Source organism: Gilliamella sp. App4-10 (genome assembly GCF_001690495.1).
GTDB classification, from domain to species: Bacteria; Pseudomonadota; Gammaproteobacteria; order Enterobacterales; family Orbaceae; genus Gilliamella; species Gilliamella apicola_G.
On the sequence record NZ_LZGS01000038.1, the window covers coordinates 59,420 to 73,529 of the forward strand.

Annotated in this window: 15 protein-coding genes; 7 read left to right on the forward strand and 8 right to left on the reverse strand. The window is 35.5% G+C overall.

Going from position 1 to position 14,110, the window contains the following annotated elements:
• Positions 1 to 73: 73 nt before the first annotated feature.
• The 3 genes from hemE to A9G23_RS08350 all read left to right on the forward strand — a co-directional run bounded on the left by hemE (position 74) and on the right by A9G23_RS08350 (position 2,185).
• Positions 74 to 1,147, forward strand: a complete 1,074-nt coding sequence (gene hemE / locus A9G23_RS08340; protein ID WP_065587173.1) for a uroporphyrinogen decarboxylase — start codon at positions 74 to 76, stop codon at positions 1,145 to 1,147.
• Positions 1,140 to 1,733: a YjaG family protein gene (locus A9G23_RS08345; protein ID WP_065587174.1), complete on the forward strand. Its 594-nt coding sequence runs from the start codon at positions 1,140 to 1,142 to the stop codon at positions 1,731 to 1,733. The genes hemE and A9G23_RS08345 overlap by 8 nt, the downstream gene beginning before the upstream one ends.
• 179 nt (positions 1,734 to 1,912) lie before the next feature.
• The gene (locus A9G23_RS08350) at positions 1,913 to 2,185 is read left to right on the forward strand and encodes an HU family DNA-binding protein (protein WP_065587175.1); all 273 of its coding nucleotides are present in this window, start codon (positions 1,913 to 1,915) and stop codon (positions 2,183 to 2,185) included.
• 210 nt (positions 2,186 to 2,395) lie between these two features.
• Here A9G23_RS08350 and ybaK read toward each other — a convergent pair whose 3' ends face one another.
• From ybaK to glyQ, 4 genes are all read right to left on the reverse strand, one after another.
• Positions 2,396 to 2,881: a Cys-tRNA(Pro) deacylase gene (ybaK, locus tag A9G23_RS08355; RefSeq protein ID WP_065587176.1), complete on the reverse strand. Its 486-nt coding sequence runs from the start codon at positions 2,879 to 2,881 to the stop codon at positions 2,396 to 2,398.
• A 125-nt stretch (positions 2,882 to 3,006) separates the two neighbouring features.
• On the reverse strand, positions 3,007 to 3,798 hold the full coding sequence (locus A9G23_RS08360) for a hypothetical protein (protein ID WP_065587177.1): 792 nt from the start codon (positions 3,796 to 3,798) through the stop codon (positions 3,007 to 3,009).
• Between the two features lie 66 nt (positions 3,799 to 3,864).
• Positions 3,865 to 5,937 carry a glycine--tRNA ligase subunit beta gene (gene glyS / locus A9G23_RS08365; RefSeq protein WP_065587178.1) on the reverse strand — a complete coding sequence of 691 codons (2,073 nt, stop codon included), beginning with the start codon at positions 5,935 to 5,937 and terminating at the stop codon, positions 3,865 to 3,867.
• 10 nt (positions 5,938 to 5,947) lie between these two features.
• A complete protein-coding gene (gene glyQ, locus A9G23_RS08370) occupies positions 5,948 to 6,880 on the reverse strand; it encodes a glycine--tRNA ligase subunit alpha (RefSeq protein WP_065587179.1) in 933 nt (310 codons plus the stop codon).
• Positions 6,881 to 7,322: 442 nt separating this feature from the next.
• On the opposite strand from glyQ, the gene envC reads away from it, so the two are divergent.
• Together envC and A9G23_RS08380 are read left to right on the forward strand one after the other, a co-directional pair.
• Positions 7,323 to 8,531 carry a murein hydrolase activator EnvC gene (envC, locus tag A9G23_RS08375; protein WP_176700215.1) on the forward strand — a complete coding sequence of 403 codons (1,209 nt, stop codon included), beginning with the start codon at positions 7,323 to 7,325 and terminating at the stop codon, positions 8,529 to 8,531.
• Positions 8,531 to 9,346, forward strand: a complete 816-nt coding sequence (locus tag A9G23_RS08380) for a divergent polysaccharide deacetylase family protein (RefSeq protein WP_065587180.1) — start codon at positions 8,531 to 8,533, stop codon at positions 9,344 to 9,346. The genes envC and A9G23_RS08380 overlap by 1 nt, the downstream gene beginning before the upstream one ends.
• A gap of 3 nt (positions 9,347 to 9,349) precedes the next feature.
• Here the strand turns inward: A9G23_RS08380 and rapZ are convergent, their stop codons facing one another.
• The 4 genes from rapZ to dsbB form a co-directional block, all read right to left on the reverse strand.
• Positions 9,350 to 10,198 carry an RNase adapter RapZ gene (gene rapZ / locus A9G23_RS08385; protein WP_065587181.1) on the reverse strand — a complete coding sequence of 283 codons (849 nt, stop codon included), beginning with the start codon at positions 10,196 to 10,198 and terminating at the stop codon, positions 9,350 to 9,352.
• An 88-nt stretch (positions 10,199 to 10,286) separates the two neighbouring features.
• Complete coding sequence (locus tag A9G23_RS08390) at positions 10,287 to 10,883, reverse strand: XTP/dITP diphosphatase (protein ID WP_065587182.1); 597 nt, start codon at positions 10,881 to 10,883, stop codon at positions 10,287 to 10,289.
• An 84-nt stretch (positions 10,884 to 10,967) separates the two neighbouring features.
• Positions 10,968 to 11,624, reverse strand: a complete 657-nt coding sequence (gene rluA, locus A9G23_RS08395) for a bifunctional tRNA pseudouridine(32) synthase/23S rRNA pseudouridine(746) synthase RluA (protein ID WP_065587183.1) — start codon at positions 11,622 to 11,624, stop codon at positions 10,968 to 10,970.
• 77 nt (positions 11,625 to 11,701) lie between these two features.
• On the reverse strand, positions 11,702 to 12,238 hold the full coding sequence (gene dsbB / locus A9G23_RS08400) for a disulfide bond formation protein DsbB (protein WP_065587184.1): 537 nt from the start codon (positions 12,236 to 12,238) through the stop codon (positions 11,702 to 11,704).
• 144 nt (positions 12,239 to 12,382) lie between these two features.
• Between dsbB and rluC the strand changes: the two genes are divergently transcribed.
• Both rluC and A9G23_RS08410 read left to right on the forward strand, forming a co-directional pair.
• Positions 12,383 to 13,366: a 23S rRNA pseudouridine(955/2504/2580) synthase RluC gene (gene rluC, locus A9G23_RS08405; protein WP_065587185.1), complete on the forward strand. Its 984-nt coding sequence runs from the start codon at positions 12,383 to 12,385 to the stop codon at positions 13,364 to 13,366.
• Positions 13,367 to 13,389: 23 nt separating this feature from the next.
• A complete protein-coding gene (locus A9G23_RS08410) occupies positions 13,390 to 14,052 on the forward strand; it encodes a histidine phosphatase family protein (RefSeq protein ID WP_065587186.1) in 663 nt (220 codons plus the stop codon).
• Positions 14,053 to 14,110: the final 58 nt, after the last annotated feature.

Below are 14,110 nucleotides of genomic sequence, written 5' to 3' on the forward strand. Positions count from 1 at the left end.
ATTTTTATACTGAAACGCATACTTTCCTGAAATTTTTTGACAAAATATAGTCTTTACTTAAAGAGCTGAAGATATGAGCCAATTAAAAAATGACCGTTATTTACGTGCCTTACAATGTTTACCTATAGACTACACTCCGATCTGGATGATGCGTCAGGCTGGACGCTATTTGCCTGAGTATCGTCAGTTGAGGGCAAAAGTGGGTGATTTTATAACTATGTGCCAAACACCAGAATTAGCGTGCGAAATCACTTTACAGCCATTACAACGATTCGATCTTGATGCTGCTATTATCTTTTCTGATATTTTAACTATTCCTGATGCTATGGGGCTTGGCTTATATTTTGAGTCGGGCGAAGGCCCAAAATTTGCAAAATCGATATCTTGTCTGTCCGATATTGAGCAATTACCCATCCCCGATCCTGAGCAATCACTTAAATATGTGATGGATGCGATTCGATTAACGAAAAAAGAACTCAATAGTAAAGTGCCATTAATAGGTTTTTCGGGGAGTCCATGGACATTAGCGACCTACATGATTGAAGGGGGCAGTAGTAAAGCATTTACTAAAATCAAAAAGATGCTCTATAGTGAACCAAAAGCACTGCATCTGCTGCTTGAAAAGCTCGCCAATAGTATTGCGTTATATTTAAATGCGCAAATCCAAGCTGGAGCGCAATCGATTATGATTTTCGATACTTGGGGCGGTGTATTGAGTCATCAAAATTATCAAACATTTTCACTTGACTATATGCAATTAATCTTGTCGCAATTAAAGCAAGGTAAAAAAAGTGAAACGATAACCTCGTATATTCCTGTTACTTTATTTACTAAAGGGGGAGGATTATGGCTGGATAGTATAATCAACACAGGCTGTGATGCAGTGGGGGTGGATTGGACGGTGAATTTAAGCCAGATCACTCAAAAAGGGCAAGTTGCGGTGCAAGGGAATTTAGATCCTTCCGTTTTGTATGCAGAAAAACAAACAATTGAATCCAATGTAGAAGCCGTTCTTAGTGAATTTGGTCATTACAATGGACATATTTTTAATTTAGGGCATGGTATTCACCAAGATATACCCATAGAACATGTACAGCATCTAATTGAAGCAGTACATCGGCAGTCAAAAAGGTTTCATCATGATTAAAAATCCTGTTCAATTAAGAGTAGAAAAGTTACCACAATGGCAACAACGTTTATTTATGGTTTGCCTGTGCGAACGGATGTATCCTAATTTTGTTTTTTATTGTCAACAACAGCAAAATGACGACGATGCAAAAAGTTACAAAAAAATACTAGATTTAGTTTGGGAATCATTATTAGTTGAAGATGTAAAAATCAATTTTGATTTACAGCTTGAAAAATTAGAAGCAATAATTCCGATTGTCACTGAAGATAGTCCATATATGGTTTACCCAGCTATTGATGCTTGCCAGGCGCTAGGTGAAGTTTTACACTCTTATTTGAGTGGTGAAATAGCCGAACATACCGCTAAAGTTAGTAGTATATCAGCAACGACTGTTGCTGAATTTGAAATGACCAAAACAAATGTTACCCTTTCAGAAGATGAACAGCAAAATTTACCCAGTGTCATTGATGAATTTGATTTACAGTGGGAATTATTCCGATTATTACGTGATCAAAATAATGAAATGATTGAATTGATAAAAGGATTAAAAGCTGAAATTCGAGCAGAGGGAATAAGTAATATTGGTGTTTTTTTGAGCAGTTAGGGCTTTTGAAGTGTAATTTTTTTATTTTTTATTAAATTTTTCTTTAATATTAGACAAATATAGACTACATTTATTAACATGTAATATAAACTTTTCACAGTAGCGAAGCTGAAATTTTGAGTTTTAGCTTCATTTATGATGTTAACATTAACAATAAAATAATATGTAAGGATATACCCATGAATAAAACAGAACTTATTGACGCTATTGCTAGCAAAGCTGATATTACTAAGGTCGCTGCTAAAACAGCATTGGAAGCTACATTAGCTGCTATTACTGAATCATTAAAAGCGGGTGAACCAGTCCAATTAGTTGGCTTTGGTACATTTAAGGTTAATGCTCGTAAGGAACGTACTGGCCGTAACCCTAAAACGGGTAAAGAAATTAAAATTGCTGCAAGCAAAGTACCTGCATTCGTATCAGGTAAAAGTTTAAAAGAAGCAATCAAATAGTTGCTTTTTTCTTTCTGTCGATTTTATTGATGGACATTATTTTAAGGCCATGGCTGTAGGTTACATAGGGCATAGGGAAAAGGGCATAAGGCATAGTCTTGTGACCTTATCATTGCCCTAAAGAATAAAGTACTTTAGAAAAACAGTACTTCTTTTTTCTATCCTATTTATAACATTGCATCTCAATTAAGAATCATGCTACTAATAATTTTAAGCGATTATTTCAGTCAATTTGGCTTGTAATATATTAGCTAAATCTTGAGGCGTGATTTCGATTTCTACTCCTCTCCTGCCGCCTGATATAAATATTGTTGAGTGCTGATTTGCACTTAGATCAATAATTGTAGATAGTTGTTGCTTTTGACCTAGTGGACTAATTCCCCCCACTAAATAACCAGTTACTCTTTGGGCTAAATTAGGATCAGCTAAATCTATTTTTTTGCAGTTTAATGCTTTTGCTACTTTTTTAAGATCCAAATGACTATCGACAGGCAATACGCAAACCGCTAACGTTTTATTATTACCATTTAAACTCACAACTAGAGTTTTAAATACCTGTGCTGCGGTGACATTTAAACTGGGATCAAGTTTATCAACCGCTTCTTGCCCATAGTTAGTTTGGTTTGGATCGTGTTTATATTGGTGGATGTTAAATTTGGTTTTTAACTTCTTAAGTAAATTAATAGCTGGTGTCATAGCCGTTATCCAATAGATAGAAATAATATTAAGTGATTTTTGAATTTTAGAGCCCCTATTAACTTAAGTTAATAGGGTAATGATGAAATTGTGCTTTTTTAAATAATTAAATTATAATTTTTATCTTATTCATGCGTATTAAATACTGTCTCATTATTTTTCGATAGGATATTAAGACGATAAAAGAAGCACATAGTAAAAATATCAAAGAACAATGATAACGTTGTGCTAACAATCGTTGATAAAATATTATCACCACAAATAGCATTTAAAGTTGGCGGTATCACAATTAAGATAAGATAATAGATTAAAACCATTGGGACTGCTAATTTCCAATAAGATAGTGCATATTTATGGCTTTCAGCAAATTTCTGAAAAAAAGGTTTCACTGTCGGTTGAATAATGGAACCAACAAAATAATAATAAATTGTTGTTAAAACAATTGAATAGATAAGTGCTATTGCAATAAATAAAAAAACCACCAGATTTTTGGGAAAAATGAAACCTAAAACGATAAATATCAATGCTGCAAATATAAAGCCCACAATAGATATGGCTATATAAACAACATTAAAAGCAACTATATTTAAGACATTCGGTAACATTCTAAATAATATTAAATTTATATTGAATTTATCATTGATAGAAAAGTTATATATAACTGCAAGCACTATAGATTTTATTATGAGAGATAGTAAACTAAAAATCATGAAAGGTTTTAGTAAATATGATAGTGTTGCTTTTGGATTTGCTGTTTGAGTTAATTGGATAAGCGCTTGTTTATCATATAAATTGTTATAAATCATTGTAGTAATTAAACTCAGCACCAAACTGACTATAGCTATTTGCCAGAACCGATTTCGAATAAAATTAATGGATTGATTAAAAATCAAAGAAAAAGATAATGTTGTTTGCATATTTGTATCGTTGCCTTATTAGCGGTAACGGACAAGTTACCGCTAATTGTTATGATTAAATATAAATTATGATTGTAGTAGCGAAATATCAGCCACTTTCAAAAATAAGTTTTGCAGTTTTTTCAAAAGTGCTAATCGATTAAGTTTAATCTGTTCGTTGTCAACCATAACCATGACAGAATCAAAAAACGCATTCACCGTTTCTTTTAGTGACGATAATTCAACTAACGCATCTTGATAACGACCTTCATTAAAATAAGGTGAAAGTTTATCGGTTAAAATTGCCAAATTTTTAGCTAATTCGCCTTCAGCGCCTGCTTCTAGCAAGGCTGCATTGATCTGCTCTGGAATAGCAATCTCGGCTTTAGATAAGATATTTGATACTCGTTTATTCGCTTCTGCTAATGATGAGGATTCTGGCAAGGTTCTAAAGTGAGTGACTGCTTTAATGCGCGCATCAAAATCAGCCGGTTTTGTTGGATTAAGCGCTAAAACTGCTTGAATAGTATCAATGGCAAAGCCTTGTTCTTGATACCAAGCGCGGAAACGACCTTGCATAAAATTAACAATATCTTCAACTACATTTTTATTATTCAGTTTTTCGCCATATAACGATGCGGCATAATTGGCTAATTCAACAAGATCTAAAGGTAATACCTTTTCGACAATAATTCGTAAAATACCAATCGCAGCACGTCGCAATGCAAAAGGATCTTTATCACCTTTAGGATGCTGACCAATGCCAAAAATACCAGCTAGAGTATCCATTTTTTCAGCGATAGAAACCGCACAAGACACAGCCGTACTCGGTAATTCATCACCGGCAAAACGCGGTTTATATTGTTCTTCAATAGCGGTTGCAACTTCACTGCTTTCGCCATCTTTAAGTGCCAAATAACGCCCCATAATGCCTTGCGTTTCAGGAAACTCAAAAACAGTATTAGTCACTAAATCACATTTAGTCAACTTACCCGCTCGTTTAGCTTGCTCAATATTGGTACCTATATGTTCAGCAATAAAACCAGATAAGGCTTCAATACGAAGTGATTTATCTTTAACTGTACCCAATTGTTGTTGGAATAATACCGTATCAAGGCGAGGCAAACGATCTTCTAAACGTTGTTTTAAATCAGTTTGATAAAAGAATTCAGCATCAGCAAGGCGTGGGCGAACCACTTTTTCATTACCCGAAATCACGACTTGTGGATCTTTTGACTCAATATTCGCTACAAAAATAAAGTTTGGTAATAATTTGCCTTGTTTATCATAAACAGGAAAGTATTTTTGATCGCCTTTCATGGTATAAACCAATGATTCAGCAGGAACCTCTAAAAATCGTTCTTCAAATTTAGCCGTTAACACAACAGGCCACTCAACGAGAGAACAAACTTCTTCAAGTAGGGTATCAGTTAAATCAGCTTTGCCATTCAGTTTAGCCGCTTCGCTTTCGGCTTGTTGCTTAATCATGGCTTTTCGCTTGTCATAATCAGCAATCACTTTACCACGCTGTTCCAAAGTTTCAGGATACTGATCGGCATTATCGATAGTGAACTCTTGTTCTCCCATAAAACGGTGACCACGAATAACGCGGTTTGACTCAATATCTAAAATGGTACCAGGCACCAGCTCATCACCATACAACATGGTGACCGTATGGCATGGACGAATAAATTCGACTTGACGAGCTGCCCAACGCATTGGTTTAGGGATAGGTAATTTGCTTAATGCCGTTTTAACCATATCACATAAAAGATTAACTACTGGTTGACCTTTTTGATTGTGAGTATAAGAAAGCCATTCGCCTTTATCTGTTTTTATACGCTCAGCTTGATCAACGGTAATACCACATCCTCGCGCCCAACCTTCGGCAGCTTTAGTTGCATTACCATTGGCATCAAATGCCGCACTGACCGCAGGACCACGTTTAACTATTTGGCTATCGGGTTGTGTATCATTCAAATTTAAGACTTTTAACGCTAAACGGCGGGGAGATGCATACCAAAGCACTTCACCATGTTCTAAACTGGCATTATCAAGTTGCTGTATAAAATTAGCCGCAAAGCTTTCTGCTAAAGTGCGGAGTGATTTTGGGGGTAACTCTTCAGTACCGATTTCCACTAAAAATGTTTTTTGCATAATCTGTTAATTCCTACTTTGATGCACTTTTGTTAGATCGTGAATTTTGGCACATAGGAAATCCGAGTGCTTCACGTGATGCGTAATAGGCTTCCGCCACCATTTTGGTTAAGGTTCTGATGCGTAAAATATAACGTTGTCGCTCTGTCACTGAAATCGCTTTTCGTGCATCAAGTAAATTAAAACAGTGGGCGGCTTTTAAAATACGTTCATAAGCTGGTAGTGGAAGTGGTTTTTCTAACTCAAGCAAAAATTTTGCTTCTTTTTCGTGTTGCTCAAAACAATAAAATAAAAATTCAACATTCGCATATTCAAAATTATAAGTGGATTGCTCAACTTCGTTTTGATGAAACACATCGCCATAAGTCGTTTTACCAAATGCACCATCACTCCAAACTAAATCATAAACGCTATCGACGCCTTGAATATACATCGCTAAACGTTCAAGTCCATAAGTAATTTCACCGGTAACAGGATTACATTCAAGCCCCCCGACTTGTTGAAAGTAAGTAAATTGGGTCACTTCCATCCCATTTAACCAAACTTCCCAACCTAGCCCCCATGCACCAAGTGTAGGGTTTTCCCAATTGTCTTCAACAAAACGAATATCATTAACAGTGGGATCAAGTCCTAACTGTTTTAACGAGCCTAAATACAGCTCTTGGATATTATCAGGAGAAGGTTTTAAGATAACTTGAAATTGGTAATAATGTTGTAACCTATTTGGATTTTCGCCATAGCGACCATCCGTTGGGCGGCGTGAGGGTTGAACATAAGCAGCATTAATTGGTTCTGGCCCCAGTGCGCGTAAACAGGTCATAGGATGAGAAGTGCCCGCGCCAACTTCCATATCTAAAGGCTGAATCACACTGCAACCCTGATTAGCCCAGTAATCTTGTAACGTAAGAATTAACCCCTGAAAGGTTTTGACATTAAACTTTTGCATGATGTTATCTTTATGGTTGAATTGATATTTCGATAATTTAAACAGTGCTATATATTATACTTTTTATCAATACTTGTGAAATGTCTAATTATACTCTGTTTAATATATTGCCTAATTTAGTTTATATGTTTAGAACTATATAATTACAATGCTCTTAATTAATCTGTCTAATATGGAATAACTACTTGATTTCGCTTAAAAACAAAAAATAAAAACTTAAATAAAATCAATTTGATATCTGAATGATTTTTACGGAGAAAATAAAGCAATTTTTTATAATTCCGAAAGATTAATATGACTGTTTTTTTACTGCGTCGGAATGTGCCGACAAAATACAAAATTACACCCACTGGGTTGCGGTTTTCATTTTGCATCTTTACCTATTTATCGGTATAGTGACAACAATTATTATTGCTTGGTTACAAATTATAAATACAACGCCATGTCTATTTGTCAAAAAATTGTTGTTATTGTTATTGTTGGATTAATGAAGGTTAATTTTGTGTATGCTGATGATAATCAGCAGCTTCAATCCTTACGTCGTTCTATTGCAGCACAAGAAAAGCGTTTAGCGCAGCAAAAAAAAGAACGTACCGAACTAGTTAATGACCTTAAACAGCAAGAAACAGAAATTGCTAAGCTTTTAACCTCGATTGAAAAAAATAATTTATCACTTAGAAAACTCAAGCAAGAAATCAATAATTTAGTTAAACAAATTGATATATTAACTATAAAACAAAAACAGCAACGAGCCGTGTTGTCAAAACAACTCGAAAGTGCATTTAAACTAGGCAATACAACAGGGTTTGATCTAATTTTTTCGGGAGAGAAAAGTGAACGTAATGATCGAATAATCACTTATTACGGTTACATTAACCAAGCGCGCCAACAACAAATTCACGATCTTGAAGATACACAAATACAATTGAATGAAAAGAGAGTTGAGCTACAAAAAAAGCAAGATTCGCATACAACATTACAAAAAAAACAAAAAGAACAGCAAACTGAGCTTGAAAAAAATCGCCAAAATCGCCAAAAAACGATAACCGCTCTTGAATCATCAATGCAAGCAAATCAACAAAAATTAGCTGATTTGCGTAACAATGAAGCCAAATTACAAGCCAAAATTGCCCAAGCAGAAAGGGAAAGTCGACGCATAGCAGAAGAAGAAGCAAGGCAAGCAAAACATATTAAAGAAAAGCAAAAAAATACAAGTTATGCCCTTAATACTCATGAACGGGCTTTAATGGCTCGTGTAAGTGGTATTGGCAAACCGCATCATCAGTTTAGTTGGCCTGTGAATGGTAGTGTTGCACATCGATTTGGCGAATTGCTTCAAGGTGAACTTTATTGGAAAGGAATGGTGATTAATGCTAAAGATGGCACTCAAGTTAAGGCCATTGCTGATGGTCGAGTTATATTGGCAAGTTGGTTACAAGGCTATGGTTTTGTTGTTGCGCTTGAGCATGGTAAAGGGGATATGAGTTTATATGGCTATAATCAACGCATGTTGGTTGAGGTGGGCGATAAAATTCACAGTGGGCAACCTATTGCTCTGGTTGGTTCAAGTGGAGGGCAAACCATACCCGCTTTATATTTTGAAATTCGCCGTGATGGTAAGGCGCTTGATCCTAGAGGGTGGTTGAAATAATGCATTTTATAAACATGCTTGTTATAAGTCTATTAGCACTAAATACCCACTATGCATGGGCAGCGAAACTTGCACTAGTCATTGATGATTTTGGGTATCGCCAACATAATGAAGAGCAAATTATTGCTATTTCACCCAATATTACTATTGCGGTTTTACCCCATTCGCCGAATGCCAAGCGCATTGCTACTATGGCATATGAACATGGTAATGATGTCATCATTCACCTGCCGATGGCGCCTATTAACAAACAACCGTTAGAAAAAGATACATTATTCCCTTATATGAGTGGGAGTGAGATAAAAACGATTATAGATAATGCGGTTGAGCGTGTGCCTCATGCCATCGGCGTTAATAATCATATGGGTAGTTTGATGACATCAAATCTTACTGGTATGACACATGTTATGAAAGCATTAAGCCATTATTCGATGTTTTTCTTAGATAGCGTAACTATTGGTAAGACTCAAGTAAAAAAAGCCGCTAGTGATTATAATATCCCAGTATTAACGCGTGATGTATTTTTAGATGATCTGCAAAAAGAAAGTGCGATTAGCAAGCAATTTGATTTGGCTATAAAACTGGCACGCAAGAATGGCGTGGCCATTGCTATTGGTCATCCGCATCCTCAAACGGTTAGTGTGTTAAAAACAAAGCTGGCCAATTTACCTGTGGATATTGAATTAACCAAAATTAGTCAATTGATTACGCCAATACCAGCACCGGTTAAACATAAAATGACATTAAAAGATATTTTTGAAAGATGTAAAAAACGAATTGAAGAAATATCAAACTTTAATGTTATTGAGGAATAGCCGTTATTTTTTTTCTAAAGTTCGATGGCGAATTTGTACTTGTTTATTCTGTGCTTTAAAAAATGTAGCTAACTGTTCAGCAATAAAGACAGAACGGTGCTGACCACCTGTACATCCAATGGCAATGGTTAAATAACTACGGTTGTTCTTTTCTAATAAAGGTAGCCATTGATTTAAGTAATTGGCGGTTTGGTAGATAAAATTGGATACTTCATTGTGTTTTAATAAATATGCTTTTACTGGTTCGTCTAAACCTGTTAGCGGACGCAAACTGACATCCCAATGTGGATTAGGTAAAAACCTGACATCAAACACAAAATCAGCATCAACTGGTAGACCATGTTTAAAACCAAATGATTCAAAAATAATGGTTAATTCGCGTTCTTTTTTACCTAAAATACGCGATCTTAATATGTCAGATAGTTCATGAACAGAAAGATCATCGGTGTTTATAACTAGGCTTGCGTGCGACTTTAACGGCTCTAGATATTTTTCTTCAAGGTCGATTGCTTCTTCAAGAGAATATCGTTGATTGGTTAATGGGTGAATTCGCCTTGTTTCACTATAGCGTCGAATTAAAGTATTACGGCTGCAATCAAAGAAAATAATCTCTGGTGTAACAGATTGGGGTAAGTGTTGAAAGATATCGTTATTGAAATCAAATTGCTCTGGTAAATTTCGAATATCGATGCTAATGGCAACCGGGGGATTATTGTCTTTTAATGAGTTGGCTAATTGAGGTAATAAAACAACGGGAATATTATCAACACAATAAAATCCCATATCTTCTAGTGCTCGTAGAGCAATTGATTTGCCAGATCCGGAGCGACCACTTACTATCATTAGAATCACAATATTAACTCCAATATTATTGATGCATTAATTATATACTGTTTATTTCTTTATATACAATTTCGAGTATAAATAATATTGTTAACAATTAATAATCAATTTTAATTTTTGCAATTAATTGTTTAAGAGCTTGACCCCGATGTGATATTTGGCTTTTCTGTTCTTTAGTCAGCTGCGCTGCGGTGCAACCTAATTCTGGTACATAAAAAAGTGGATCGTAACCAAATCCTCCATCTCCTTGCTCTTCATTTAAGATTAAACCATTCCATTTACCTAAACAGATGATTGGTGTTGGGTCGTTTTCGTGTCGCATAAAAACCAGCGCACAATAAAAGTAAGCGGTGCGCTTTTCTTTTGGGAAGTTTTGTAATGCCTTGAGTAACTTTTGATTATTGCTTTTGTCATTACCATGTTCACCCGCATAACGAGCAGAATAGATACCAGGCGCACCACCAAGTGAATTTACCGCTAAGCCTGAGTCATCGGCAATGGCAGGTAGCCCAGTTAATTTTGCGGTATGTCTCGCTTTTAAAATTGCATTTTCAATAAAGGTTAAACCTGTTTCATCGGCATCTGGTACATTAAATTGGCTTTGTGCAATAATATCAAAACCTGCATCAGCGAGTAATTTTTGCAATTCATTAACTTTGCCTTGATTATTTGTAGCTAAAACAATTTTTTTCATTTTAATTTCCTTAATAGCAATTGCTTATCTGTTATTGGCATGAGCAGATTATTCTATAATGATTGCTAATTTTGTATTTACTCTTTAAAAATCAGGCTCACAACTAAATGTCATACTTTCGCCGGTTTTGGGATGATTAATCGTGAGTAATTGCGCATGTAATAGCAGTCTTTTAGACATGGCAAACGCTTCGGGATGCGCATAAAATTTATCGCCTAAAATCGGATGGCCAATGGCTTGCATATGAACACGTAATTGATGCGATCGCCCTGTAAAAGGCAATAATTTGATTCGTGTTGTATTATCAGAATTACGTGAAATCACCTGATATTCAGTTAGCGCATGTTTGCCATTTTCTAAATCGACCATTTGCCTTGGGCGATTAGGCCAATCACAAATTAAAGGTAATTCGACACAACCAGTGTCATTTTGAATATGTCCATGTACAACAGCAATATAGATTTTTTTAGGGATCCGTTCTCGAAACTGTTTTTTTATTTCTCGATCGGCTAATTTAGACAGTGCGGCAACCATAATACCACTGGTTGCCATATCTAACCGATGAACGGATTCGACGTAGCTATATTTTTGCTGTAATCGATGAATAATACTATCTATAAATTGGGGTTTATTGCCTGAAACCGATAAAATACCAGGTTGTTTATTTACAACCACAATATGGTCGTCTTGATACAAAATAGATAGCCAAGGTTCAATAGGCGGGTGATATTCCAAAAGCATTTATGTGACAATTTGTAAAATAAAATTGCCACACATTCTAACAAACTCAACAAAAAGTGCCAGTGTTATAAATAAAGTTACTTCTTACTCCAGATTGAACCTCTGGGCGATGGGAAGACCTGTGAGATTAACACGCCTAAACCAACAAAAAGATAGCACGCAAAAATAATAATCATCCATTGTGACATTTCGATGGTTAAAAATGTCCAAATTTTATCGGCACAAGAACCATAAGCATTAAACATGTTAGGGATCAATACATCTAAAGGTAACCAAGCTGGGAACTGGACTTTAATTGCACAAGTATCACTTAAATTAGGTTCGAATTGTAAATGAGCATGGAATGCTGCTACACAAAAGCCTTTATAGGCACTAAAAAGCCAAATAAAAATACTTATTAATCGAACAATAATCTGACGAGGAGCAATGAGTCCTACTATACTAGCTAGCATGATGCCTAATATGGCGCAACGCTGATAAATACAGAGTGTACAAGGTGCCAACCCTAAACCATGTTGAAAATAAAGCGCAGTTATTTCAAAAGCAAGAGTGGAAAAGAGCAATAAGAACCAAGCGAATCGGCTTTGTGAGTATTGGTTCAGTAGGGATAACATACTATTTTATTCCTCCATATTCCGCTATAATCTTTCTTCAATTATATTGAATATAATCTATCTTATTATTTTAATACGATAGTGTAGTTTATTTTTTTATAATGTAAACGACTTTATTTATTGATGGTGGATTAATCATTTCTTATGGACGCAACTGTTTCAGAAATAAAATTGCAAGTCTCATTTGTTACCATTTCAGAGGAAAATGCGACGCAGCGTATTGATAACTTTTTAATCACCTATTTAAAGGGTGTACCAAAAAGTATGATTTACCGCATTTTAAGAAAGGGCGAAGTTCGTGTTAACAAAAAGCGGATTAAGCCTGAATATAAATTGAATATTGGCGATGAAATCCGTATTCCTCCTATTCGCATGACTGAAAAATCTACGCCCGAAATTTCGACCAAGCTTAATAAAGTCGCTGATTTAGAAAAAACAGTTATCTATGAAGATGATGTTATATTGGCGATTAATAAACCATCAGGTATTGCTGTTCATGGTGGCAGTGGTTTAAGTTTTGGTGTGATCGAAGCTTTACGCGCTTTAAGACCTGAAGCAAAGTTTTTGGAGTTGGTACATCGCATTGATCGCGAAACATCTGGCGTATTGTTGATTGCTAAAAAACGCTCGGCACTAAAATCGTTACACGAGCAATTACGCCTTAAACAAATGCAGAAAAATTATTTGGCGCTTGTTAAGGGGAACTGGACTTCTGAATGTAAAGTGATACAAGCCCCTCTCCTTAAAAATGTATTAAAAAGCGGTGAGCGAGTGGTGAAAGTAGATAAAGAAGGTAAACCATCAGAAACTCGTTTTAAAGTTGAAGAACGATTTGATTTTGCAACCTTGATTAAAGCAAGCCCTGTTACTGGGCGGACTCATCAAATTCGCATACATACTCAATATGCTAATCATCCAATTGCTTTTGATGATCGCTATGGGGATAGGCAATTTGATGCATTATTGGCTGATACAAAGCTTAATCGATTATTTTTACATGCCGCCAGTGTTAAATTTATTCATCCTAAAAGTTTACAAGAGATGCAATTACATGCGCCAATGGATGCTACTTTACAGGCTTGTTTAACCTATCTTAGAAAAGCTAAATATGAGCAAACAGAATCTTAAAATAAAAAAGGTAGTGAGTACGAATGAAAGATATTAATTTATACTTAATTAGGCATGGACAAACGCAGTGGAATATTAAAGATCAGATGCAAGGATCTCAAAATTCACCGTTAACTGAGCAGGGTATTTTAGGTGCTAAAGTGACTGGACAACATTTAAAAAATGTTCCTTTTATGCAAGCATACTCAAGTACGCAACAACGCGCTATGGAAACCCGCGATTATATTGTTAACGAAAATAATATGGTTATTCCTACTTTTGAACTTGCTGATCTGCGAGAGATGGATTTTGGTATTTGGGAAGGTAGGCATGTTCCTCAATTGAAAAAAGAGTTTCCTGAGTTTACGACTTATTTAACTGATCCTGCTAATTTTGATGCTTCCGTCAATCAAGGTGAAAATTACCTTGATATACTTGTGCGTATGAAGCAGGGGCTAAACACTATTGTACAAAACGCACCCCAAGATACCGGTAATATTTTGGTTGTGTCGCACGGTACAGTATTACGCATATTACTTTGTGTTTTAAATGGTGGCGATTGGCGTTTACATCGCGATGAAGCTTATTTTCCTCGGATGTTAAATACCAGCATTAGTGTGGTTAACTACAAGCAAAGTAATGACCAATCCGAAGGAACATTTACTGTTAAATTCTTCAACAATGTGGAACATTTGACCGAAAAATAAGCATTTGTTATCTTCTCGACTAACGGTTATTGAAATGATTAGTCGAGATGTTATCGTT